Here is a 25,147-nt window from a genome sequence, read left to right on the forward strand (position 1 = left end):
GGCAGGCGATGTATTCTGCGCTCGGATGGAATGGCCGATAGCCCGAGATGGTGATGAAAATGGTCCAGTCTGCAAACGAACATAATGCTCCCGCTTTCGCCGATTTCGCACCGCCCATCCGGGCGCAGAGCGAGCTCCGGCAGCGCATCACCGCCGCCTATCGCATTCCCGAAGTGGAGGCCGTGCGGCCGCTTCTCGACCAGGCGACGCTGCCGGACGAGGTGACCGCCCGCATCCGCGAGACGGCCCGCAAGCTGATCGTCGCGCTGCGCGCCAAGCACAAGGGCTCCGGCGTCGAGGGGCTGGTGCATGAATATTCGCTCTCCAGCCAGGAGGGCGTCGCGCTGATGTGCCTTGCCGAAGCGCTGCTGCGCATTCCCGATAACGCCACCCGCGACGCGCTGATCCGTGACAAGATTTCCGAAGGCGATTGGAAGTCGCATATGGGGGGCGGTCGTTCGCTCTTCGTTAACGCGGCCACATGGGGCCTGGTGGTCACCGGCAAGCTGACCTCGACGGTCAACGACCGCGGCCTTTCCGCCGCACTCACGCGCCTCATCGCCCGCTGCGGCGAGCCGGTCATCCGCCGCGGCGTCGACATGGCGATGCGCATGATGGGCGAGCAGTTCGTCACCGGCGAGACGATCGACGAGGCGTTGCGCAACTCGCGCGCCATGGAGCGCAAGGGTTTCCGCTACTCCTACGATATGCTCGGCGAGGCGGCGACGACGGCTGCCGATGCGGAGCGCTACTACCGTGACTACGAGAACGCCATCCATGCCATCGGCAAGGCGTCCGCCGGCCGCGGCATCTATGAAGGCCCCGGCATCTCGATCAAGCTTTCGGCGCTGCATCCGCGCTACGTGCGGGCGCAGGCCGGGCGCGTGATGAGCGAACTGCTGCCCAAGGTGAAGGCGCTGGCGGCGATTGCGAAATCCTACAATATCGGCCTCAATATCGATGCCGAAGAGGCCGACCGGCTGGAACTGTCGCTCGACCTGCTGGAAGAGCTTTGCCACGATCCCGCTTTGACGGGCTGGGATGGCGTTGGCTTCGTGGTTCAGGCCTATGGCAAGCGCTGCCCCTTCGTGCTCGATTTCATCATCGATCTCGCCCGCCGCTCCAGCCGCCGCATCATGGTGCGCCTCGTCAAGGGCGCCTATTGGGATGCCGAGATCAAGCGCGCGCAGCTCGACGGCCTGGAGGAGTTCCCGGTCTATACGCGCAAGATCCACACGGACGTCTCCTATATCGCCTGCGCGAAAAAGCTGCTGGCGGCGACGGATGCGGTCTTTCCGCAGTTCGCCACGCACAATGCCCAGTCGCTCGCCACGATCTACCAGCTCGCCGGCCCGGATTTCCGCGTCGGGCAATATGAGTTCCAGTGCCTGCACGGCATGGGCGAGCCGCTCTATGACGAAGTGGTCGGCTCGGAAAAGCTCAACCGGCCGTGCCGCATCTATGCGCCGGTCGGCACGCATGAGACGCTGCTTGCCTATCTCGTCCGCCGCCTGCTCGAAAACGGTGCGAACTCCTCCTTCGTCAACCGCATCGCCGATCCGGCCATCTCGGTCGATGAGCTGATCGCCGATCCCGCCGCCGTCGTGCGCTCCATGCCGGTGCCGGGCGGAAAACACGACCGGATCGCGCTTCCGGCAGAGCTTTACGGCAAGGGCCGGCTGAACTCCGCCGGTCTCGACCTGTCGAACGAGACGGTGCTCGCAGCGCTGGCGCAGGACCTCGCCAAGACCGCTGCCGTCGAATGGCAGGCCGTGCCGCGGATCGCGGATGGTTCCAGCGATGGCGAAAAGCGGGCGGTGCTGAACCCGGCCGACCAGTCCGATGTCGTCGGCTATGTGACGGAAACCTCCAGCGAGGGCGTGGCGAAGGCCGCGAAACTGGCGCTGGCGGCCGCGTCCGAATGGGCTGCCGTGCCGCCGCGCGAGCGTGGCGACCGCCTCGACCGCGCCGCCGACCTGATGCAGGCGAAGATTTCGACGCTGATCGGCCTTGCCATCCGCGAGGCCGGCAAGTCGGCGGCCAATGCCATTGCCGAAGTGCGCGAGGCGATCGACTTCCTGCGTTATTATGCGGAACAGGCGCGCCGCACGCTCGGCGCCGCCCACCAGCCGCTCGGCCCCATCGTCTGCATCAGCCCGTGGAATTTCCCGCTGGCCATCTTCTCCGGCCAGATTGCCGCCGCCCTCGTCGCCGGCAATCCTGTGCTGGCGAAGCCTGCGGAAGAGACGCCGCTGATCGCTGCCGAAGCCGTGCGCATCCTGCACGAGGCCGGCATTCCAATCGGCGCGCTGCAATTGCTGCCGGGTGATGGCCGCGTGGGCGCCGCCCTCGTTGGTGCGCCGGAGACGGCGGGCGTCATGTTCACCGGCTCGACGGAAGTAGCCCGCCTTATCCAGAAGGAGCTTGCGGGGCGCCTGTCGTCCTCGGGCAAGCCCATTCCGCTGATCGCCGAAACCGGCGGGCAGAATGCGATGATCGTCGATTCGTCTGCGCTCGCCGAACAGGTGGTGGCGGATGTCATCGCATCCGCCTTCGACAGCGCCGGCCAGCGCTGCTCGGCGCTGCGCGTGCTCTGCCTCCAAGAAGACGTCGCCGACCGCACGCTGACCATGCTGAAGGGGGCGCTCGCGGAACTCAAGATCGGCCGCACCGATCGGTTGAACGTCGATACCGGCCCGGTCATCACGGCGGAAGCCAAGCAGACGATCGAGGGGCATATCGAAAAGATGCGCGCCCGCGGCCGCAAGGTCGAGCAGGTGGCTCTGCCGGCGGAAGCCGCGCGCGGCACCTTCGTCTCGCCCACCATCATCGAGCTGCAATCGCTCGCCGACCTGGAGCGCGAGGTGTTTGGCCCGGTCCTGCATGTCATCCGCTTCAAGCGCGAAGACGTCGATCGCCTGATCGACGACATCAACGCCACCGGCTACGGCCTGACCTTCGGCCTGCACACGCGTCTCGACGAGACGATCGCCCATGTCACCAGCCGGGTGAAGGCGGGCAATATCTATGTGAACCGCAACATTATCGGCGCCATTGTTGGCGTGCAGCCGTTCGGCGGTCGGGGGCTTTCCGGCACCGGCCCGAAGGCGGGCGGGCCGCTCTATATCGGCCGTCTCGTGCAGACGCCGCCGGTGCCGCCGCAGCATTCGTCCGTGCATCTCCAGCCGGCCGTGACCGATTTCGCGCAGTGGCTGCGCGGCAAGGGCAAGGCCGAACTGGCGGATCGCGTGCGTGATCTCGGCAGCAATTCGGCGCTCGGGCTCGATCTCGAACTTCCCGGCCCCGTCGGCGAACGCAACCTCTATTCCCTCCATTCGCGCGGCCGCATCCTTCTCGTTCCCGCAACGGAAGAGGGGCTGCTGGCCCAGCTCGGCGCCGTTCTCGCCACGGGCAACAAGGCGGTGGTCGATTCGGCCTCCGGCCTCAAGGCCAGCCTATCCAATCTGCCGGCCAACCTCGCCGCCCTCATCACCTGGTCCACCGATTGGGCGGCCGATGGTCCCTATGCGGGTGCGCTGATCGAAGGGGATGGCGATAGGGTCGTCGAGGCCGCGCGCCGCATCGCGACGCTGCCAGGGCCGCTCGTCCTGACGCAGGCTGCCTCCACGCAGGAAATCCAGGCGGGCAGCGAAGCCTATTGCCTGAACTGGCTGCTCGAAGAGGTCTCGACCTCGATCAACACGGCAGCCGCCGGCGGCAATGCCAGCCTGATGAGCATCGGCTAAGGCCTCATTTGCAAAGCCGCTACCACCACGAGAGGGCGGTAGCTGCCCTAGGCCGTCTGCCAGGCCTTCAGCACCCGCACGCCTTTCGCCTCCACCCCGGGCCAAAGCTGCAGGAGGTAACGGTCGTCGCCTTCCAGCCCGTCGGTGCTGAGCGTGTCGAGGCCGGCGAGGCTCGCCCGAATGCCGAGCGGCCCCGCCTTCACGGCAAGCCGGGGTGATTCCATTTCGTTTTCGGTCATGCCGGCAAGCACCAGTTGGCCCGACGGGCAGGTGATGCCCGCCTCCACGACGTGCTGGTGGCTGTCGAGATCGAGGTCGGGGCGCTGCTGGTGCCATTCGACGTAGACCGGCACCATCATGTTGCGCACGGTATGAAGGATGACGGCATGCGGTCCGGCCATGAGGTGGCACGCGATCGTCTCTTCCGTGTAGTCGTCGGGCAGGTCCGCATGCGCTTCGTCGCGCAGGTAAATCTGGAAATAGTCGGCGAAAATGTCGCCCTGGTACAGAATCCGAAACATGTGCACCTCTGCCGGCCCGGTGGAATGCGCCCTTGGACTTTGCCCGAAACGCGCAGACCTATCATAGAGACGGCCGAGACCCTGTCGAAATTCGCGAAATGTGGGCCACCGGGACGCGGCGGGCGCGGGGCGTCCGCGGGGGCACTAATCGACTATGTCGATTAATCGTGGCCTTCTGGTCATCTTGCCGGGAGGTTTTATCCTCTGGATACTGCCGCGAGAAAAAGCCATTGAGGGGTCCGCTGGTATGGCACATATCGCCGAAGCCGTAATCGACAATATCGCCGACCGTATCGACCGTCTTGTGGCAGACCATCGGCCGGGGCACGGCCTCGCCCGCGCGTTCTATCAGGATCCGGACATCTACCAGCGCGACATGGAGCGGGTGTTCCGCCGCCACTGGCACTGTATCGCGCATGAGAGCGTCATCCCGAACGTCAACGATTTCGAGGTTTTCCGCATCGATACCGAGCAGGTGATCGTCACCCGCGCGGCGAACGGGTCGATCAACGCAATCCTGAACGTCTGTCGCCATCGCGGCGCGGAAGTCTGCACCAAGCAGAAGGGCAATGCCCGCGTCTTCGTCTGTCCCTACCACGCCTGGACCTACGGCAATGACGGGAGCCTGCGGGCCGCCCGCCTGATGCCGAAGGATTTCAAGCGCGAGGACCATGGGCTGAAGACGCTGCATGTGCGCGTTGTCGAGGGACTGATCTTCATTTCCTTTGCCGATGAGCCGCTCGATTTTTCCGAGGTGGAGCGCCTGCTGCATGCGACCTGCGGGCAATATGGCTGGGCGAGCGCGAAGATCGCGCACCGCGAAACCTATCCGGTCGATGCCAACTGGAAGCTCGCGGTGGAAAACTATGTCGAGTGTTACCATTGCGGCCCGGCGCATCCGGAATATTCGCAGACCCATGCGCTTGAGCAGCCGCTGCACATGATCGAGGCGCTGAATGCCGCGATGGAGGAGCGCACCTGTGCGCTCGGCATCGAGGTCGGCTCCGGCAACCATTGGCAGACGTCGCGCGAGGGCCGCGAGGCGATCCATGCCTTCCGCTATGCGCTGTATGACGGCGTGCAGAGTGGCAGCGAGGACGGCACGGCGGTCGCGCCGCTGATGGGTCGTTTCTCCGATTTCGACGGCGGCGTCACCTCCATCCATCTCGGCGGCACGACCTTCCTCGTCTGTTATCCCGACCACGGCATGATCTACCGCTTCATCCCCAAGACCGCGCAGAGCTGCGAGATGGAGCTGATCTGGCTCGTCGACGGCAAGGCGGAAGAGGGCGCGGATTACGACCTCGAAAAGCTCACCTGGCTCTGGAAGGTGACGACGGCGGAAGACAAGACGATCATCGAGCACACGGCGCGCGGCGTGCAGTCGCACTATTTCGTGCCCGGTCCCATCGCGCCGATGGAGCAGAACGAGTTGCGCTATATCGACTGGTATCTGGACGAGATCAGCCGGCCGACCGGCAAGGCGTGAGCCTTGGGCATGCCGAATTTTCCGGCATGCGCCTTCCTTATCCCCAAGCGATATTGCGGCCAGACATCATAGTTGTTGACGCATTTTTTACCTCGTCTACTATATCTTGTGTTCGAGGTTCTTCCGATTCGAGAGGATCGGAAGCTAAGACGGGAATCCGGTGGGGCCATGATGGCCCTGTAAATCCGGAGCTGCCCCCGCAACTGTAAGCGGCGAGCGTTCGTTCGATAAGCCACTGGGGCGCAAATGCCTTGGGAAGGTGAACGGATGCGCCGACCCGCAAGCCAGGAGACCTGCCTCGCGCATGAACGTCCACGGGCGGGGTGCCCGGCAGGCGAACGATGGGTTGCGGAATGATGCCGCCCTGTCGTTTCCCGAATGGCCCCCGCATGAATTGCTTCGGGGTGAAGTCCATGTCGATACAGTTTCCAGCATATCCGCGCGAGTAGGCGGTAATCCCGGCCGCGCGCCTGCGGCTGCCTGATCCATTTCCAATCCATCGCACGGCCATCGGCGGATGACCGGACGATCTCCCATGCCCAATTGCTCAACGCCCAATTTGCCCCATGCTCAATTGCAAAGTCACGAGGAAAACCATGTCCATCACCGTTTACAGCAAACCCGCCTGCGTCCAGTGCACCGCGACCACCCGCGCGCTCGACCGCCAGGGCATCGACTACAGCGTCGTTGACATTTCCGAGGACAGCGACGCTTTTGCACTCGTCCAGGGTCTCGGTTACCGGCAGGTTCCGGTGGTGGTTGCCGGCGAGCAGCATTGGGCCGGCTTCCGCCCCGACATGATCAGCGCGCTCGCCTGAGCCTCGGGCGATGGGCGATCTCGTCTATTTTTCCACGCGGTCGGAAAACACCCATCGCTTCGTCGCCAAGCTCGGCCTTTCCGCCGCCCGCATCCCCCTTCGCGCCGATGAGGCGCTGAAAGCCGCAGCACCCTTCGTGCTCGTCGTGCCGACCTATTGCGGCGAGGAGGGGAAAGGCGCCGTGCCCAAGCAAGTGATCCGCTTCCTCAACGATGCGGACAACCGGTCGAACCTTCGCGGCGTGATTGCCGCGGGCAACAGCAATTTCGGCGCGACCTTCGGGATCGCCGGCGACGTCATCTCCGCCAAATGCGGGGTGCCCTATCTCTACCGCTTCGAGCTTCTGGGCACCGCGGAGGACGTCGCCAATGTCAAAGACGGATTGGAACGATTTTGGACACGATGACGCTCGGCAAGCCGGCAAAGGTCCCGGAAATCACGGCGCTGGATTACCACGCCCTCAATGCGATGCTGAACCTCTATGACGAGGGTGGCAAAATCCAGCTCGACAAGGACCGGCTGGCCGCAAAACAATATTTCCTCCAGCACGTCAACCAGAACACGGTGTTTTTCCATAACCTGCGGGAAAAACTCGATTATCTGGTGACCGAGGGCTACTATGAGCAGGAGGTGCTGGACCAGTATTCGTTCAACTTCGTGCGCGATCTGTTCGACCACGCCTATGACAAGAAATTCCGCTTCCCCACCTTCCTCGGCGCCTTCAAATATTACACGTCCTATACGCTGAAGACCTTTGACGGGAAGCGTTACCTGGAGCGTTACGAGGACCGCGTCTGCATGGTGGCGCTGGCACTGGCGCGCGGCAACGAGGCGCTTGCCCGCGACCTCGTCGACGAGGTCATTTCCGGTCGCTTCCAGCCCGCGACGCCGACCTTCCTCAATGCCGGCAAGAAACAGCGTGGCGAACTCGTCTCGTGCTTCCTGCTGCGCATCGAGGACAACATGGAGAGCATCGGCCGCTCGATCAATTCGGCGCTCCAGCTTTCCAAGCGTGGCGGCGGGGTGGCCTTGTCGCTCACCAACCTTCGCGAGATGGGCGCGCCGATCAAGCAGATCGAAAACCAGTCCTCCGGCGTCATCCCGGTGATGAAGCTCCTGGAAGACAGCTTCTCCTATGCCAACCAGCTCGGCGCGCGGCAGGGCGCAGGCGCGGTCTATCTCAACGCCCACCATCCGGACATCATGCGCTTCCTCGATACCAAGCGCGAAAATGCCGACGAGAAGATCCGCATCAAGACCCTGTCGCTCGGCGTCGTCATTCCGGACATCACCTTCGAACTCGCGAAGAACAACGAGGACATGTACCTGTTCTCGCCGCATGACGTAGAGCGCGTCTATGGCGTCGCCTTCAGCGAGATCTCGGTGACGGAAAAGTACCGCGAGATGGTCGAGGACGCCCGCATCAAGAAGAAGAAGATCAAGGCGCGCGACTTCTTCCAGGTCATCGCCGAAATCCAGTTCGAGAGCGGCTACCCCTACATCATGTTCGAGGACACGGTGAACCGCGCGAACCCGATCGCCGGGCGCATCTCGATGAGCAACCTCTGCTCGGAAATCCTGCAGGTCAGCGAGGCGAGCGAGTTCAACGACGACCTGTCCTATTCGAAGATGGGCAAGGACATTTCCTGCAATCTCGGTTCGCTCAACATCGCGGCAGCGATGGATAGCCCCGATTTCGGCCAAACGATCGAGACCTCGATCCGCGCGCTGACGGCGGTCTCCGAGATGAGCCACATCTCCTCGGTTCCCTCCGTGGAGAAGGGCAACGACGACAGCCACGCCATCGGCCTTGGCCAGATGAACCTGCACGGCTACCTTGCCCGCGAGCGCATTTTTTATGGCTCTGAAGAGGGCGTCGACTTCACCAATATCTATTTCTACACGGTGACTTACCACGCCATCCGCGCCTCGAACCGGCTGGCCGTCGAGAAGGGTGTCAGCTTCAAGGGTTTCGAGAACTCCAAATACGCTTCCGGCGAGTATTTCGACAAATACACCGAGGCCGAATGGCTGCCGGCGACGGAGAAGGTGAGGGGCATTTTCGAAGAGGCCGGCATCCATATCCCAACGCAGGAAGACTGGCTGGAGCTGAAGAAGGCCGTCATGGACGGCGGGCTCTACAACCAGAACCTCCAGGCCGTGCCGCCGACGGGCTCGATCTCCTATATCAACCACTCGACCTCCTCGATCCACCCGATCGTCTCGAAGATCGAGATCCGCAAGGAAGGCAAGATCGGCCGCGTCTATTACCCGGCCGCCTTCATGACGAACGACAATCTCGATTATTACCAGGATGCCTACGAGATCGGTCCGGAGAAGATCATCGATACCTATGCGGCGGCCACCCAGCATGTCGACCAGGGCCTGTCGCTGACGCTGTTCTTCCGCGATACGGCGACGACGCGCGACATCAACCGGGCGCAGATCTACGCTTGGAAGAAGGGCATCAAGACCATCTACTACATCCGCCTTCGCCAGATGGCGCTGTCCGGCACGGAAGTGCAGGGCTGCGTTTCCTGCGCGCTGTGACATCGGGGAAGACCATGAACATCCAGGTAAAGACCAAGGCCCCGAAGGCAGCCGCCGCCGTGCGCGCCATCAACTGGAACCGCATCGAGGACGACAAGGACCTCGAAGTCTGGAACCGGCTCACCGGAAACTTCTGGCTGCCGGAAAAGGTGCCGCTCTCCAACGACATCCCCTCCTGGGCGACCCTGCGGCCGGAGGAGCAGCAACTCACCATCCGCGTCTTTACCGGCCTGACGTTGCTCGACACGATCCAGAACGGTGTCGGTTCCGTGCGGCTGATGGAAGACGCCGCCACGCCGCATGAGGAGGCCGTGCTCTCCAACGTCGCCTTCATGGAGGCCGTGCATGCGCGCTCCTATTCCTCGATCTTTTCCACCCTGTGCTCGACGCCGGATGTCGACGACGCCTATCGCTGGTCGGAGGAAAACGAGTTTTTGCAGCGGAAATCCGCGCTGATCATGGAGCAATACGCCTCCGCCGATCCGCTGAAGAAGAAGGTCGCCAGCGTCTTCCTCGAAAGCTTTCTGTTCTATTCCGGCTTCTACCTGCCGATGTACTGGTCGAGCCGTGCCAAGCTCACCAACACCGCCGACATGATCCGGCTGATCATCCGCGACGAGGCCGTGCATGGCTATTATATCGGCTACAAGTTCCAGCGTGCTTTGGAGCGTCTTTCGGAGGAGCGCCGGCAGGAGATCAAGGATTTTGCCTTCGACCTGCTGCTCGAACTCTACGACAACGAGGCGAAATATACCGAGGCGCTCTATGACGGCGTTGGTCTCACCGAGGACGTCAAGAAATTCCTGCACTACAACGCCAACAAGGCGCTGATGAACCTCGGCTACGAGGCTCTCTTCCCGCCGGAAGCCTGCAAGGTCAACCCCGCCATCCTCTCCGCGCTCTCGCCGAATGCCGACGAGAACCACGACTTCTTCTCCGGCTCCGGCTCGTCCTATGTCATCGGCAAGGCGGTGGCGACCGAGGATGCGGACTGGGATTTCTGATAGGCAAAACGCCGCGGGGTTGAACCCGCGGCGTTCGTCCCGCGTCCTCAGCGGGCGGGCGGGGCGTACATCAGGCCGCCGTCGTTCCACAGCCGGTTGAGGCCGCGGTCGATCTTGAGCGGGCTGTCCTTGCCGAGGTGGCGCTCGAAGATCTCGCCGTAGTTGCCGACGGCCGAAACCGCCTGATACGCCCATTTCGGATCGAGGCCGAGCGTCTTGCCGGCCTCGTTGTCGATGCCGAGGAAACGCTTCTGGGCGACGGTGCCGCTTTCGAGAAGCGACGCGACGTTTTCCTTGCCGATGCCCATCTCCTCCGCCTCGACCAGCGCGAAGAGTGTCCAGCGCACGATCTTGAACCATTGATCGTCGCCCTGGCGCACGGCCGGGCCGAGCGGCTCCTTGGAGATGACTTCCGGCAGCACGACGAAACGCTCGGGGTCGTTCAGCGTCAGGCGCTGGGAATAGAGGGCCGAGGCGTCGGTGGAATAGACGTCGCAGCGGCCCGTGTTGAAGGCCTGGATCGTCTGGTCCGGTTTCTCGAAGGCGATGACCTGGTATTCGATCTTGTTGGCGCTAAAATAGTCGGCCATGTTCTGCTCGGTCGTCGTACCGGTTTCCGTGCAGACGGAGGCGCCGGAGAGCTCCTTGACGCTCTTCACGCCGACATCCTTGTTGATCATGAAGGCCTGGCCGTCATAATAATTGACGCCGACGAAGCTCATGCCGAGGTCGGTATCGCGCGACAGCGTCCAGGTCGTCTGGCGCGACAGCAGGTCCACTTCACCCGATTGCAGCGCCGTGAAACGGTCCTTGGTGGACAGCGGCACATAGGCGACCTTGTCCGGATTGCCGAGCGTGGCGGCGGCGATCGCCCGGCAGAAATCGACGTCGAAGCCGCTCCAGACGCCGTTCTTGTCCGGCACGGAAAAGCCGAGCACGCCCTGGCTGACGCCGCAGCGCACCTCACCGCGCTCCTTGATGACGTCGAACGTGCCTGCATGTGCGGTGCCGGCGGCAAGGCCGGCCGCGATCATGGTTAGAATTGTCATCCTCATGTGGTTCTCCTCCTTGTTGAATTTTGGGGTTGGTTTTTGGGCATGCGTCTGCCCACCCGGGTGGGTGGTCCTCCCGGTTGACAGGTTTTGAGCGGTGGTGCGGCTCGCCTTAGCCGAGCGTTCTTGCGACGTCGGCGAAGGTTTCCTCAAGCACGGCGATCAGGTGATCGGCGTCGCGTTTCGAAAAGATCATCGGTGGGCGCATCTTCAGCACGTTGTCATGCGGGCCTTCGGTGCCCATCAGCACGCCGCGGCGGCGCGCGCCGTTGGAGACGGCGCGGGCGAAATCGGTGGCGGGTGCCTTGGTCCTGCGGTCGGTCACCAGTTCGATGCCGAGGAACAGGCCGAGGCCGCGCACGTCGCCGATCACGTCGTAGCGCTTCTGCATGTCGCGGAAGGCGTCCATCAGGTGGTTGCCGATGGTGAGCGCGTTGCCGCGCAAATCCTGGCTTTCAATGACGTCGAGCACGGCGAGGCCGACGGCGCAGGAGACCGGGTTGCCGCCGAAGGTGTTGAAATATTCCATGCCGTTGTTGAAGCTGTCGGTGACCTCGCGGGTCGTCACGACGGCCGCCAGCGGGTGGCCATCGCCGATCGGCTTGCCCATGGTGACGATGTCGGGCACGACGCCCTGCGTCTCGAACGCCCACCAATGGCTGCCGACGCGGCCGAAGCCGACCTGCACCTCGTCGGCGATGCACACGCCGCCGGCCTCGCGCACCATGCTGTAGACCTCCTTGAGATAGCCGTCCGGCAGAAAGACCTGGCCGGCGACGCTCGGGATCGATTCCGCGATGAAGAAGCCGGGGGCTTCGCCTTTTGCCTGCATCGCTGCGATCAGCTCGGCGACGCTTTCGGCAAAACGCTTGCCATGTTCCTCGGCCGGCCAATCCGCCGGCGCATGGTAGCTGTCGGGGATGGCCGCGACATGGATATGCGGCTTCGGCCCCTTGCCGCCCTTGCGGCGGAACTTGTAGGGGCTGATGTCGATCAGTTCCTGGGTCGTGCCGTGATAGGACCAGTCGAGCACGATGGCGTTTTCGCGGCCCGTATGCGCCCGCATCATGCGCAGAGCCAGGCTGTTTGCCTCCGAGCCGCTGTTGACGAAGCCGGCGACCGTCAGTTCTTTCGGCAGTGTTGCCGTCAGGCGTTCGGCATAGGCGACGATATTGTCGTGCAGGTAGCGGGTGTTGGTGTTGAGCGTGGCTGCCTGTTTCGCCATCGCTTCCACGACGGTCGGGTGGGCATGGCCGATGTGGCAGACATTGTTGAAGCAGTCGAGATAGGCCCGGCCGCTGTCGTCGATCAGCCAGACACCCTCGCCGCGCACGAACTTGATCGGCTTGTCATAGGAGATGGAGAGGTTCGGCAGCAGCAGCTCGTGCCGCAGCTTGACGATCTCGTCATGCGACCGGCCGTGGCGTTCGTAAAACTCTTCGGCAATGCCGGCGAAGGTGCGCGCATCCGGGAAGAGTTCCGCCCAGACATTCAGATAGCGCGGCTCGCCGACGCCGAGGATTTCCGTGGCGGAGAGGTTGGTGTCGGTGGAAAGCTGGAGGTGCAGGTGCGGCGCCCAGCCGCCGTTTTCCGTTGGTGCGCCCATTTCACCGACCAGGCTGCCTGCGTCCAGCCGGTCGCCGGCCTTGAGGCGCTGCATGGCCTCATGCGCAAGGTGGCCCCAGAGCGAGACGAAGGGCGGGCAGCCTTCCTGTTCATGGCGCAGTGCGATGAGGCAGCCATAGCCGAGCGGGTCCTGCTCGATCTCGACGCTGACGACGGTTGCCGGCAGCGGCGTGAAGACTTTCGTGCCGGCGGGCATGAAGAGGTCGAGGCCGAGATGATGGGTGCGGCGGGTGTTCTCGATAAAGCGCGAGACGAACATGTCGCCGGCATAGACGGTGCGCTCCTCGCCGAACGGCCCGATACCGAGCGCGATGCCGTTCTCACGGCAATGGGCCTCCCAGATCGCCTGTGCCTCGTTCGGCTGTTCGGCGGCGGATTTGACGGTCATCGGGTGCGTCGGGTCGCCATAGGGCACGAGGGCGGCGGGGTAGGTGGCGGCCGGGCGCTCCAGCAGGGGGGCGAGCGCCTTGCGGTTCTTCGCAATCCAGTCGGCAACGGCATGCGCGCCGGGGGCCGCCTCGAAGCCGCAGGCCTTGCGCAGGATGGCGGTGGCGAAACGCGGGTTCATCCGGTCGAGCTTGCGCAGCAGCGTCCAGGCGGGCCGCTCGCTGATGGCGAGGTAGGGGTTGTCTTCCGTGTGGCTGCGGCGCGAGGCGGAGATCGTCACCGAGGTAACGAGGCGGGCGGCGATAAGGTCGTAGAGGAGGTCGATTTCCTCTTCCAGCAGCGGATATTCGGCGTGGAAGCCGCTGGCGATGGCGGCGGCGGCGCCGATCGGGTCGGCATGGTCGAGGCCGGCATAGGCGGCGGCGATCGCCACCTCGGCGATGACAGGCGCATGCAGCGCGTCGCCGAAGTCGATCAGACCGGAAATGCGGTCGTGATTCGCGCCGTCGACCAGCACGTTCCAGTCGTTGGCATCATTGTGGATGACGGCGGCGCGCAATTTCGCCAGGCGCGGGGCGAGGGACGCAAAACGCTTGAGGAAGCGTTCCAGCAGGGCCCGGTCTTCGGCAGAGGCGACGTGTTGCAGGCGTTCGCTTGAACGGCCGGCCTTGCGGATGTCCCAGTCGAGATCGCGCAGCGCGCCCGGATGCATGAAACCCTTCAGTGCCGCATCGAAGCGGCCGAGCATGCGGCCGAGCGATTCGAGTGCGGTATCGCTGCGGTCCGTTTCGGCAAGCGGCTGGCCGACGACCCAGCCGACGAGCCGGATGCAGTGGTCGACGCCGTGCGGGCTGGTGGTGCGACCAAGGCTTGCCCCCGAAAGCGTCGGGCGGATATGTGGCACCGGCAGGTCGCCGGCATGTGCGGTGACATGGGCGAGCAGCGCCGTCTGGAAGTCGCTCTCGACCTCCGGCTCGGCGGCGTTGACGATCTTCAGGATGAAGGTTCCATCCGATGTTTCCACCTTGAAATTCTGGTCGCGCTCGCTGGCAAGCGGCGAAAGCGTGCCGGAAAGCCCGTAATGCTCGGAAAGCAGCGCGGCTGCGGCCTCGATGGAAAAATCCGGTGTCGTCTTCAGCATGTCGTTCATGGCAATCCTCTTCGCGGCGACAAGAGTTGCACGGGAGGCGGTTGGGCGCATCCGGCATTATGCCGGTTGTGCCGGCACTCTGTATGTAATAACCGTCATCTTGTCGGCGGGATGGGAGGAGGGGCTATGCAGGATACGGACGCCATCGACCGGACGATCCTCAGCATCCTGTCGAAGGAGGCGCGCATCCCGATGAAGTCGCTCGCCGGGCGGATCGGGCTTTCGCGCAGCGCGACCACCGAGCGCGTCAGCCGGCTGGAAAAGGCCGGCATCATCCGCGGCTACCGCGCCGATATCGGCCAGCTCGACGACGGTCAGGTGCAGGCCTTCCTGCTCGTCACGCTGAAACGCACGCCCTCGATCGGCGTGCTCGATCGCCTGGCTGGCTTTTCCGCGGTGCGCAAGGTTTCTTCCGTCAGCGGCCAGCTCGATCTGGTGGTGGAGGTCGAGGTCGGCTCGATCAATGCGCTCAACGAATTGCGCAACGAGGTCTCCACCATGGACAATGTCGAGGACCTGACGACCTCCATCGTGCTGCGGCGGGATATCGAGCGCAGCTGATCGTTACAGCGGCCCGCAGCGTTCGCGCATGGCGTCGCACGAGCGGCGCACCACCTCGGAAATCTCCAGAAGCTGTTTGGCGAGCGGTGTCGAGTTGCGCCAGATCATGCCGATGGTGCGGGCGGGTCGCGGGGTCTGGAAGCGGGCGATCGAGACCTGTGCCGAGCGGGTTTCCACCGGCACCGCCATTTCGGGGATCAGCGTGATGCCGATTCCCGCGCCGACCATCTGCACGAGGGTGGACAGCGAGCTGCCCTCCATCACCTCGCGCGGCCGCGCCGAGCCGATCCGGCAGAAAGACAGCGCCTGGTCGCGGAAACAATGGCCTTCCTCTAGGAGCAGCAGGCGCATTTCGCGCAGCTTGTCGGGCTCGGGGGTCGGCTTGCCCTCGTCCTCCCGGTGGCGCACCAGCACGAATTCCTCCTCGAACAGTTTGAGTTCGGTGAGCGATGGCTCCGATACGGGAAGGGCGACAATGGCCATGTCGAGATCGCCCTGCCCCAGTTCCTGGATCAGCTTTGCCGTCATCGTCTCGCGCACCTCGATCTGGATGCCGTCGAAGGTTTTGTTCAGATCGTTTATGATGGCGGGCAAAAGGTAGGGCGCGACGGTGGGGATGATGCCGATGCGCAGGCGCGACAGGAACGGCGTGCGCGAGGCGCGGGCAAGGTCGCCGAGCTCGTCGACGGCGCGCAGGATGCCGCGCACCCGCATCGCAAAGGTCTGGCCGAAGGCGGTCAGCTTCACCTCGCGGGCGCTGCGCTCGAAGAGGTCGTTGCCGAGTTCCTCCTCCAACTCCTTGATCTGCATAGACAATGCCGGCTGGGAAATCGCGCAGGCATCGGCCGCATGGCGGAACCGGCCATGGCGCGCCAGGGCTTCAAAATAGCGTAGCTGTTTCAGTGTAAGGTTGGTCATAATCTTAGCTTATCGCAGCGATCAGTAAATCCAACTTAAAATTATCGCACGCTTCCGATAAGAAGGTATCAAGGGGAGGGCGCAGATCTCACCCCAAGCGTTCGCAAGGCTGCCCCGCGCGGCAGGCCCCAGGAAACAACAGGAGAGAATCATGGACCAGAAAACTGACACAGCGGGCAAGTGTCCCGTCGCCCATGCGGCACCCAAAGGCAGATCCAACCGCGACTGGTGGCCGGACCAGCTGGATGTCCAGATCCTGCACCAGCATTCCAACCTTTCCGATCCCCTGGGCAAGGATTTTGACTACGCCGAGGCCTTCAAGACGCTCGACCTCGACGCCGTCAAGCAGGACCTCACGGCCCTGATGACGGATTCGCAGGAATGGTGGCCGGCCGACTTCGGTCACTACGGCGGCCTGTTCATCCGCATGGCCTGGCACTCTGCCGGCACCTACCGCATCACCGACGGCCGCGGCGGCGCCGGCCAGGGCCAGCAGCGTTTCGCGCCGCTCAATTCGTGGCCGGACAACGTCAACCTCGATAAGGCCCGCCGCCTGCTCTGGCCGATCAAGCAGAAATACGGCAACAAGATCTCCTGGGCCGACCTGCTCATCCTTACCGGCAACGTCGCGCTCGAATCCATGGGCTTCAAGACCTTTGGTTTTGCTGGCGGCCGCGCCGATGTGTGGGAGCCGGAAGAGCTTTACTGGGGTCCGGAAGGCACCTGGCTCGGCGACGAGCGCTATAGCGGCGAACGCGAGCTGGCAGAACCGCTCGGCGCCGTGCAGATGGGCCTCATCTACGTCAACCCGGAAGGCCCGAACGGCAATCCCGATCCGCTGGCCTCCGCCCGCGACATCCGCGACACCTTCGCCCGCATGGCGATGAACGACGAAGAGACCGTGGCGCTGATCGCCGGCGGCCACACCTTCGGCAAGACGCACGGCGCCGGTGACGCGTCGTTTGTCGGCATCGATCCGGAAGGCGGCGCACTCGAAGCGCAGGGCCTCGGCTGGAAGAGCACGTTCAATTCGGGCGTCGGCACGGATGCGATCGGCAGCGGCCTCGAAGTCACCTGGACCTCGACGCCGACCAAGTGGAGCAACAACTTCTTCTGGAACCTGTTCGGCTATGAATGGGAACTGGAAAAGAGCCCGGCCGGCGCGCACCAGTGGGTGGCAAAGGGTGCAGGCGCCACGATCCCGGATGCCTTCGATTCCACGAAGAAGCACCTGCCAAAGATGCTGACCTCCGACCTCGCGCTGCGTTTCGACCCGATCTACGAGAAGATCTCGCGCCGGTTCCTCGAAAACCCGGACCAGTTCGCCGATGCCTTCGCGCGGGCCTGGTTCAAGCTGACCCACCGCGACATGGGCCCGAAGGCCCGCTACCTCGGCCCGGAAGTGCCGGCGGAAGACCTGATCTGGCAGGACGTCGTCCCGGCCGTCGATCATCCGCTGGTCGACGACAAGGACGTCGCCGACCTCAAGGCGCGCGTTCTCGCCACCGACCTATCCGTGCAGGAGCTGGTCTCCACCGCCTGGGCGTCGGCCTCGACCTTCCGCGGTTCCGACAAGCGCGGCGGCGCCAATGGCGCGCGCATCCGCCTTGCGCCGCAGAAGGACTGGGAGGTCAACCAGCCGGCGCAGCTCGCCAAGGTTCTCGGCGTGCTCGAAGGCATCCAGGCAGACTTCAACGCGGCCCAGAGCGGCGGCAAGAAGATCTCGCTTGCCGACCTGATCGTGCTGGCCGGTGCTGCCGGCGTCGAGAAGGCGGCGAAGGCTGGCGGTTACGCTGTCGCCGTGCCGTTCACGCCGGGCCGCACGGATGCGTCGGACGCCCAGACCGATGCCGCATCCTTCGCAGCACTGGAGCCGCGCGCCGATGGCTTCCGCAACTATGTGAACGCCAACCGCCATCAATTCCTGAAGGGGGAAGAGGCGCTCATCGACCGCGCCCAGCTCCTGACGCTGACGGCGCCGGAACTAACGGTGCTCCTCGGCGGCTTGCGTGTGCTGAAGGCCGGTGAACCGGAACACGGCGTGTTCACGACCCGTCCGGAAGCGCTGACGAACGACTTCTTCGTCAACCTGCTCGACATGGGCACTGTCTGGGCGCCCGTCGCCGACAAGAAGGGTGTCTATGAGGGCCGCGACCGCAAGACGAACGAACCCAAGTGGACCGCCACGCGCGTCGACCTGATCTTCGGCTCGCATTCGCAGCTTCGCGCCTTCGCCGAAGTCTACGGTTCGTCCGACGCCAAGGAGAAGTTCGTCAAGGACTTCGTCTCGGCCTGGAACAAGGTGATGAACGCCGACCGCTTCGACCTCGTCTGATCGATGACATAGCTCAGGGCGCGGTTTACCCGCGCCCTGACGACCTGCCCGCCGCCGGGCCTGTTTCCTTTCCCCCAGCCGTCGCATATGAATCGGGCCATCCGAAGCTAAGCCTGCTGCAAGGAAACAAGGTGGACGTACATCCTCAACCGCCGCTGATCGCGCGAATCCGCTCGCAGGGGCCTGCCATGACCCGGGCGCTGGAGCGCGTCGCTTCCTTCGTGCTGGCCGATCCGCAATCCGTGCTCTTCAAGAGCATCACGGAGCTTGCCGACGAGGCGCAGTCTTCCGAGGCGAGCGTGATCCGGTTCTGTCGCGAACTCGGCTATCCCGGTTTCCAGAATTTCAAGCTGGCGCTCGCGCACGAGCTCGCCACGCTCCAGCAGACCGCTTCAACCTCCGCGCCCGGCGACATGGTGCAGGAACTGGTCGAGACCGCCCGCATCGCGCTGGAGGAAACCGAAAGGATGCTCGACCGGCGGGCCATCGAGGAGGTGTCCTCGCTGTTGCTCTCGGCCCGCCATGTCGAGATTTTCGGCGTCGGGGCGTCTGCCATCACGGCGCAATATCTCGAATACAAGCTCGCGCGCCTCGGCATTTCCGCCCATATCGGCCGGGATGCGCACCTTGCCACCATGGCGTCCGCGACCGCCTCGCCCGCCGATCTCTACATCCTCGTCTCCACCTCCGGCTCGACCATCGATACGTTGCGCGTGGCGGAGAATGCCCATGCGCGCGGCGCCCGCATCGTCGGCATTACGCACCGGACGAAGAGCCCGCTGGCCGCGATCTGTAACTTCGTGCTGCTCGCCTCCTCGCCGGAAACGCCGCTGACGGGCGGCGCCTTCCCGTCGAAGATCAGCCAGTTGCTGATTGTCGATGCCATCGCCAACACGATCACCAAACTCGATCCGGCACGCCTCGAAACCATCAAGGATACGGCAGAGAGCGTCAGCGACCGCAACATCTGAAGTTTTTCTTTGAAGATAATCTTCAGATAAAAAAAATTATTGACGGTTTTCTCCAAAGGCCGTAACGTCGTCTCCAGTCAAGGAGATGCGGCGTTTATGGACATCATGGAAACAATGCGGGGCCGGCTTGTCGTGTCCTGCCAGGCGGCGGAAACCAGCCCGCTCCATGCCACGGAGCATATCGTGGCGCTTGCCTGCGCGGCCGTTCTCGGCGGCGCCTCGGGCGTGCGGATCGAGGGCGTGCGCAATGTCCAGGCGGTACGCGCCGCCATCGGCCTGCCGGTCATCGGCATTACGAAAATCGCCCAGCCGGGCTCCGACGTCTACATCACGCCCTCGCTCGAAGACGTGCAGGGCCTTGCCGCGGCGGGTGCCGATGTCATCGCCTTCGATGCGACGGACCGGCCGCGCCCGGTGCCGGTCGCCGACATTGTCGGCGAAATCGCGCGGCTGAAGAAAATCAGCATGGCCGATATCAGCACCTTGGCGGAGGCCAGGCAGGCGATTGCCGCCGGCGCGGATTTCGTCGGCACCACGCTGTCCGGCTACACGCCCTATACGACCGGCACCACGGCCCCGGACTTCGCGCTGATGCAGGACCTTGCGGCAGCGGGCATCCCCTTCGTCGCGGAGGGGCGGATCTGGGAGCCGGAGCAGGCGCGGCGCGCCCTGGAGCTTGGTGCGGCCTTCGTCGTCGTCGGCTCCGCCATCACCCGGCCGGATGAGATTACCAGACGGTTTGCCGACGCCATTACCGGCGGCACGCGTTGAGATTTTGGAGGATGATATGATCAGGACGAAAAAAGTCGCCGTCATCGGCGCCGGTTTCATGGGCTCGATGCACGCCTCGATCTTTTCCAGCGACCCGCGGGCGGAGCTGGTGGCCATAGTCGATCGGGACCTCGCCCGGGCGCAGGCGGTGGCGGACGGGCTCGGCGGCGGGGTGCGCGTCTATGGGTCTCATGACGAACTGCTTGCGGCCGAAACGCTCGACCTCGTCAGCATCTGCACGCCGGATCATCTCCACCTCGAACCCGCGCTGGCGATCGCCGCAAAGGGCGTCAATCTCTTCATCGAAAAGCCGATCGCCTCGACGCTGGAGGACGGCCGCAAGATCGTCGCGGCCTGCCAGGCGGCCAATGTGAAGCTTGGTGTCGGCTACCTGCTGCGCTTCGACCCGCGCTACTACAAGGCGCGCGAGCTGATCGAGAACGGCAAGATCGGCACGCCGATCCATGTCTATGCCCGCCGCAACAGCGCCCGCACCGAAGGGCCGAAGCGGTATGCCGGCACGCTGCCGCTCGCCATGCACGTCACGGTGCACGATGTCGACATGGTGCTGTGGATGCTGAAAGGCCAGACGCCGGTCACCGCCTATGCGCAGCAGACGGAAATCCTGCTCGGCGAGATGGGCACGCAGGACACGATCGCCGGCGTCGTGCGCTTTTCCGGCGGCACGGTGGTGACCTTCGAAAGCGCCTGGTCGCTGCCGGCGGGTGCCCGCCACATGATCGATGCGCGCCTTGAAATGATCGGCACCGAAGGCTCCTTCGAAGTGCAGTGCGGCGACAGCGGCCTCTATTTCGCCGACAACCAGGCCTCCCGCGAAATCGACACCCAGCACTGGCCGGAGATCGGCGGCAAGGTCGGCGGCGATCTCCGCCTCCAGCTTTCGGGCGTGCTCGAATGGATCGACGGCGCCGACTGCCAGGTCGCGACCGGCGAGGAGGCGCTGCTGTCGCTCGAACTGACGCAGGCGCTGGTGCGCTCGGCGGATACGGGCGAGGTGCAGCGGTTCTAAACTCGACAGAGATACAGCGCGGCTAGGCGCTGCGAAGTGCAACTGACGGCTCGTTGACGAGCGCTATCCAAAAAAGGGGAACGACATGAAAAGACGTCAATTTATTGCTCTGACACTTGCACTGTCCTCGTCCGTGGCGGTGCCGGCCTTCGCGCAGGATGCGGACCAGCCCTACAAGGGCACCCGCCTTGCCGTGCTGATGGAAGGTCATCCGACCACCGAGGGCATCCAGGCGCTGCTGCCGGAATTCACCGCGGCGACCGGCATCGAGGTCGAGCTCGAAGTGGTGCCGGAATCCGACATCACCGCCAAGATGCTGCTGGAATTCTCCTCCGGTTCTGGCCGCTATGATGTGGTCCAGAACAACATCATCTATATTCCGGGTTTCCTGAAGGCCGGCTATATCGCGCCGCTCGACGAGCTGGCGGGCAAGTTCCCCGCCAATTACGACAAGGCCGATTTCGTGCCCGGCTACCTCAACACCAATATCGTCGACGGCAAGCTCTATGGCCTGCCGGTCTATGGCGAAAGCACCTTCCTGATGTACCGGAAGGACCTGTTTGAAGAATACGGAATTGCTCCTCCCAAGAGCTTTGGCGAGGTGACGGCGGCCGCGAAGACGATCAAGGAAAAGTCGAACGGCGCGGTCGCCGGCATCACAATGCGCGGCGCGCAGGGCATCCAGAACGTCTATGTCTGGGCCGGCTGGCTGTGGGGTTATGGCGGCGAGTTCATCGGCGCGGATGGCAAGTCGGCGCTCGGCAGCGATGAGGCCGCCGCCTCGCTCGATGCCTTTGCCGGCGTGCTGCGGGATTATGGCCCGGTCGGCGTCGCCAATTTCGGCTGGGAGGAAAACCGCGTGCTCTTCCAGCAGGGCAAGGCCGGCATGACGATGGACGCCACCGTCAACGGGGCCTTCAACGAGGACGCCTCGATATCCTCCGTCGTCGGCAAGGTCGGTTATGTGCCGGTGCCTGTCGAGACCGACAAGCTGAAGGGCGGTTCCTCGTCGCTTGCCGTGCACAGCCTCTATGTTTCCGAGGCCTCGCAGCAGAAGGAAGCGGCCTGGCTCTTCGCCTCCTGGGCGACGGCGAAAGAGCAGCAGGTCAAGTCGTTCGGCCTCGCGCCCAATTCCGGCGTGACCTCGCTTGCGGCGCTGAACTCGGAAGAGTTCAACAAGCGCTACGGCGCGTTCAAGGATGCCATGCTTGCCTCGATCAATGCCGGCAATCCGCAATATCTGCCGACCGTGGAGGCCGCCAACGAGGTCATCAACAATGCCGGCATCGCGGTATCGAAGGTGCTCGCCGGCACGGCCACGGCCAAGGATGCGCTCGCCGAGGCGAATGCGGCCAACGACGCGGCCCTCAGCCGTTGATCATCACGGCCGTGCCCGGTTCGCCGGGCATGGCCAGCCTCACGGGGAGCGGCACCATGAAGGATGCGACCACCTATTTCTACCGTCCGGTCGTCCTGTTTTTCGGCACGGTCTCGGTCATCCTGACCGTCTATGTCGTGTGGCTGACGCTGCACAATATCAGCCTGCTTCGTCCGGGGCAGGAGAGCTTCATCGGCTTCGACAACTATGTCCGACTGCTGTTCGACGGCCGCGCCATCAACGCGCTCGGGCGCACCGTGCTGTTCACGGTCGCGGCGACCGTCATTGAAGTCTCTCTGGGGCTGGCGATCTCGCTGCTGGTGGACCGGGAGTTCCTGGGAAAACGCATCGTGCGCGGCATCCTGCTGGTGCCGATCGTCATGACGCCGGTCGTCGTCGGCCTCACCTGGCGCTTCCTGCTCGATCCGTCGAACGGCATGATGAATTACCTGCTCTCGACCATCGGCCTCGGCCCCGTCGACTGGCTCGGCAATCCGAATGTCGCGCTGTTCTCGCTGCTGATGGCCGATATCTGGCAATGGACGCCCTTCGTCGTGCTGCTCACCATGGCCTCGCTGGAATCGCTGCCGGGCGACCCGCAGAATGCCGCGCGCGTCGATGGCGCGCGGGAATGGCAGGTGCTCTGGTACATCACGCTGCCGGCGCTGAAGCGGGCGCTGATGGTGGTGGCCCTCATCCGCGCGATCGATGCGGTCAAGGCCTTCGATATCTTCTACATCATGACGCGCGGCGGGCCGGCGCTCTCCACGGAGACACTCAACCTCTACGGCTACATCTCCGCCTTCACCAATTTCGACATCTCATATTCGCTAACAATAGCCATGGTGCTGACCATTTTGACGAATGTCGCCCTGCTGCTGCTCTACAACCTCGCCTTCAAGGCGCCGAAGCAAGGAGAAGCCTGATGCGCCGGATCATCTTCTGGATCGCGCTCGCCGTCCTCCTCCTCTGCGTGCTCTTCCCGCTCTATTGGGTGGTGGCGACCTCGCTGAAAACCCAGCGCGATGCCTTCGCCATGCCGCCGGTCTGGCTGTTTGCGCCGACCTGGGAGAATTATGTCAAGGTGCTGAACAACGGCGTCTTCATCCGCGCCTTCTTCAACAGCGTGGTGATCTCGTTTTCGGCAAGCCTGATCTCCGTCGGCGTCGGCGCGCTCGTGGCTTACGGGCTTGTGGCGCAGGACGAGGCGACCAAGCGGCAGAACGAGAAATTCATCCTCAGCCTTCGCATCGCGCCGCCGCTGATCTTCATCATCCCGACCTATTTCCTGGCGGCGCAGATGAAGCTCCTCAACAACCACTGGATCGTCATCGGGGTCTATGCCTTCGTCAACATTCCCTTCGCGATCTCGCTGCTGATCACCTTTTTCGAAGATATTCCGCGGGAACTGCGGGATGCGGCGAAGGTCGATGGCGCGCGCGAATTCACCATTTTTCGCGAGATTTTCCTGCCGGTGGCGTTCGGCGGCATCGTTGCCACCTTCATTCTCTGCGTGCTCTTCACCTGGAACGAATTCTTCATCGCGCTGGTGCTGACGGGCCGCGATACGCAGACCCTGCCGGTCAGCATCACCTCCTTCCTCACCTTCCAGGGCGTGCAATGGGGACCGCTGACGGCGGCGGCGACGCTGGTCATGCTGCCGATGCTGGTTCTGGGAATGCTGGTTCAGGGCAAGGTCGTGCGCGGCATGTCGCTCGGCAGCATCAAGGGATAGAACGATGATGGAAAACAACACAATGACGCGGTCCCTTCTCTTGAAAAGCATCCGCAAATCATATGGCAGCGTGAGCGTGCTGAAGGGCATCGACATCGAGGTCAACGAAGGCGACTTCGTGGTGCTGCTCGGTCCCTCGGGCTGCGGGAAATCCACCCTGCTGCATGCCATTGCCGGTCTGCACCCGATCGATGGCGGGCTGATCGAGATCGACGGGCGCGACGTCACGGCCGTGCCGACGCGCGAGCGCGACATCGCCATGGTGTTCCAGTCCTATGCGCTCTACCCGAACATGACGGTGCGGCAGAACATCGCCTTTCCGCTGCGCATGCGCCGCACCAATGCGGCGGACATGCAAGACAAGGTGATGCAGGTGGCAAAACTCCTGCAGATCGAACAACTGCTGGAGCGCAAGCCGCGCGAACTTTCCGGTGGCCAGCGCCAGCGCGTGGCAATCGGCCGGGCGCTGGTGCGTGACCCGAAAGTCTTCCTCTTCGACGAACCGCTCTCCAATCTCGATGCCACGCTTCGCGTCGAGACGCGGGTGGAGATCAAGCAGCTGCACGAGCGCATCGGCAAGACGATGATCTACGTGACGCACGACCAGATCGAGGCGATGACGCTCGCCACCAAGATCGTCGTGATGCACAAGGGCGAGGTGCAGCAGATCGGCAGCCCCTACGAGATCTACCACCGCCCGGCCAATCTCTTCGTCGCAAAATTCGTCGGCTCGCCCGCCATGCATTTCGTGCGCGGGGCGCTTGCCCTCGCTGACGGAAAACCGTGCTTCAGCGACGGGAAGGGCTGGACGCTACCGCTTGCCCTGCCGGCAGGCAGCGCGGCAAACAGCGACGTGCTGCTCGGCATCCGGCCGGAACATATCCGGCTTGCGCGGGAGGGATCGCAGGCAATCGACGCCAAGGTCGAGATGGTGGAATCCACCGGGCCGGAGGACAATGTCACCCTGTCGGTGCACGGCCATTCGCTGGTCGCCCGCATGGAGACCGGCAGCGTCTCGCAGGGTTCCACCGTGCCGGTGACGATCGCGGCCGACAAGGTCTCGCTTTTCGATGCCGCCAGCGGACGGCTGATCGGCTAGGATCGT

At 63.8% G+C, this 25,147-nt stretch carries 19 protein-coding genes and 1 riboswitch; of the genes, 15 read left to right on the forward strand and 4 right to left on the reverse strand.

The features are described 5' to 3' along the window. The first annotated feature begins 59 nt into the window (after window positions 1-59). Entirely contained in the window at window positions 60-3,746 is a 3,687-nt protein-coding gene (gene putA / locus GB927_RS23410; protein ID WP_256119637.1) for a trifunctional transcriptional regulator/proline dehydrogenase/L-glutamate gamma-semialdehyde dehydrogenase, read from the forward strand. Between the two features lie 47 nt (window positions 3,747-3,793). Here the strand turns inward: putA and GB927_RS23415 are convergent, their stop codons facing one another. Then, complete coding sequence (locus GB927_RS23415; protein ID WP_256119638.1) at window positions 3,794-4,267, reverse strand: hypothetical protein; 474 nt, start codon at window positions 4,265-4,267, stop codon at window positions 3,794-3,796. A 247-nt stretch (window positions 4,268-4,514) separates the two neighbouring features. On the opposite strand from GB927_RS23415, the gene GB927_RS23420 reads away from it, so the two are divergent. The 5 genes from GB927_RS23420 (at window position 4,515) to nrdF (ending at window position 10,128) form a co-directional block, all read left to right on the forward strand. Continuing rightward, entirely contained in the window at window positions 4,515-5,756 is a 1,242-nt protein-coding gene (locus GB927_RS23420) for an aromatic ring-hydroxylating oxygenase subunit alpha (RefSeq protein ID WP_256119639.1), read from the forward strand. A 98-nt stretch (window positions 5,757-5,854) separates the two neighbouring features. After that, window positions 5,855-6,071, forward strand: a riboswitch (cobalamin riboswitch). A 281-nt stretch (window positions 6,072-6,352) separates the two neighbouring features. Next, complete coding sequence (gene nrdH / locus GB927_RS23425; protein WP_256119640.1) at window positions 6,353-6,574, forward strand: glutaredoxin-like protein NrdH; 222 nt, start codon at window positions 6,353-6,355, stop codon at window positions 6,572-6,574. Window positions 6,575-6,584: 10 nt separating this feature from the next. Next, window positions 6,585-6,980 (forward strand): class Ib ribonucleoside-diphosphate reductase assembly flavoprotein NrdI, encoded by a 396-nt coding sequence (gene nrdI / locus GB927_RS23430; protein WP_256119641.1) that lies wholly within the window; start codon window positions 6,585-6,587, stop codon window positions 6,978-6,980. After that, complete coding sequence (gene nrdE / locus GB927_RS23435; RefSeq protein WP_256119752.1) at window positions 6,977-9,124, forward strand: class 1b ribonucleoside-diphosphate reductase subunit alpha; 2,148 nt, start codon at window positions 6,977-6,979, stop codon at window positions 9,122-9,124. Before nrdI ends, nrdE begins: the two co-directional genes overlap by 4 nt. 14 nt (window positions 9,125-9,138) lie before the next feature. Next, window positions 9,139-10,128: a class 1b ribonucleoside-diphosphate reductase subunit beta gene (nrdF, locus tag GB927_RS23440; RefSeq protein WP_256119642.1), complete on the forward strand. Its 990-nt coding sequence runs from the start codon at window positions 9,139-9,141 to the stop codon at window positions 10,126-10,128. A gap of 47 nt (window positions 10,129-10,175) precedes the next feature. On the opposite strand, the gene GB927_RS23445 is transcribed toward nrdF, so the two are convergent. Together GB927_RS23445 and GB927_RS23450 are read right to left on the reverse strand one after the other, a co-directional pair. Continuing rightward, window positions 10,176-11,183: an amino acid ABC transporter substrate-binding protein gene (locus tag GB927_RS23445; RefSeq protein ID WP_256119643.1), complete on the reverse strand. Its 1,008-nt coding sequence runs from the start codon at window positions 11,181-11,183 to the stop codon at window positions 10,176-10,178. A gap of 109 nt (window positions 11,184-11,292) precedes the next feature. Continuing rightward, window positions 11,293-14,343 carry an aminotransferase class III-fold pyridoxal phosphate-dependent enzyme gene (locus GB927_RS23450; RefSeq protein WP_256119644.1) on the reverse strand — a complete coding sequence of 1,017 codons (3,051 nt, stop codon included), beginning with the start codon at window positions 14,341-14,343 and terminating at the stop codon, window positions 11,293-11,295. 126 nt (window positions 14,344-14,469) lie between these two features. Here GB927_RS23450 and GB927_RS23455 point away from each other — a divergent pair, with 126 nt between their 5' ends. After that, on the forward strand, window positions 14,470-14,904 hold the full coding sequence (locus GB927_RS23455; RefSeq protein WP_256119645.1) for an Lrp/AsnC family transcriptional regulator: 435 nt from the start codon (window positions 14,470-14,472) through the stop codon (window positions 14,902-14,904). A gap of 3 nt (window positions 14,905-14,907) precedes the next feature. Here GB927_RS23455 and GB927_RS23460 read toward each other — a convergent pair whose 3' ends face one another. Next, window positions 14,908-15,822 (reverse strand): hydrogen peroxide-inducible genes activator, encoded by a 915-nt coding sequence (locus GB927_RS23460; RefSeq protein ID WP_256119646.1) that lies wholly within the window; start codon window positions 15,820-15,822, stop codon window positions 14,908-14,910. A 151-nt stretch (window positions 15,823-15,973) separates the two neighbouring features. On the opposite strand from GB927_RS23460, the gene katG reads away from it, so the two are divergent. The 8 genes from katG (at window position 15,974) to GB927_RS23500 (ending at window position 25,141) form a co-directional block, all read left to right on the forward strand. Continuing rightward, the gene (katG, locus tag GB927_RS23465; protein ID WP_256119647.1) at window positions 15,974-18,157 is read left to right on the forward strand and encodes a catalase/peroxidase HPI; all 2,184 of its coding nucleotides are present in this window, start codon (window positions 15,974-15,976) and stop codon (window positions 18,155-18,157) included. Between the two features lie 131 nt (window positions 18,158-18,288). Further along, window positions 18,289-19,128 (forward strand): MurR/RpiR family transcriptional regulator, encoded by an 840-nt coding sequence (locus tag GB927_RS23470; RefSeq protein ID WP_256119648.1) that lies wholly within the window; start codon window positions 18,289-18,291, stop codon window positions 19,126-19,128. A 96-nt stretch (window positions 19,129-19,224) separates the two neighbouring features. Next, complete coding sequence (locus GB927_RS23475) at window positions 19,225-19,899, forward strand: N-acetylmannosamine-6-phosphate 2-epimerase (protein ID WP_256119649.1); 675 nt, start codon at window positions 19,225-19,227, stop codon at window positions 19,897-19,899. A 16-nt stretch (window positions 19,900-19,915) separates the two neighbouring features. Continuing rightward, window positions 19,916-20,929, forward strand: a complete 1,014-nt coding sequence (locus tag GB927_RS23480) for a Gfo/Idh/MocA family protein (protein WP_256119650.1) — start codon at window positions 19,916-19,918, stop codon at window positions 20,927-20,929. Window positions 20,930-21,014: 85 nt separating this feature from the next. Further along, window positions 21,015-22,307 carry an ABC transporter substrate-binding protein gene (locus tag GB927_RS23485; RefSeq protein ID WP_256119651.1) on the forward strand — a complete coding sequence of 431 codons (1,293 nt, stop codon included), beginning with the start codon at window positions 21,015-21,017 and terminating at the stop codon, window positions 22,305-22,307. Between the two features lie 56 nt (window positions 22,308-22,363). After that, window positions 22,364-23,233 (forward strand): carbohydrate ABC transporter permease, encoded by an 870-nt coding sequence (locus tag GB927_RS23490; RefSeq protein WP_256119652.1) that lies wholly within the window; start codon window positions 22,364-22,366, stop codon window positions 23,231-23,233. Continuing rightward, window positions 23,233-24,042, forward strand: a complete 810-nt coding sequence (locus tag GB927_RS23495) for a carbohydrate ABC transporter permease (RefSeq protein ID WP_256119653.1) — start codon at window positions 23,233-23,235, stop codon at window positions 24,040-24,042. Before GB927_RS23490 ends, GB927_RS23495 begins: the two co-directional genes overlap by 1 nt. Before the next feature lie 22 nt (window positions 24,043-24,064). Next, window positions 24,065-25,141, forward strand: coding sequence for an ABC transporter ATP-binding protein (locus tag GB927_RS23500; RefSeq protein WP_256119654.1), 1,077 nt, complete (start codon window positions 24,065-24,067; stop codon window positions 25,139-25,141). Window positions 25,142-25,147 lie beyond the last annotated feature (6 nt).

This window comes from Shinella lacus, from assembly GCF_010994755.1.
Taxonomy (GTDB): Bacteria; Pseudomonadota; Alphaproteobacteria; order Rhizobiales; family Rhizobiaceae; genus Shinella; species Shinella lacus.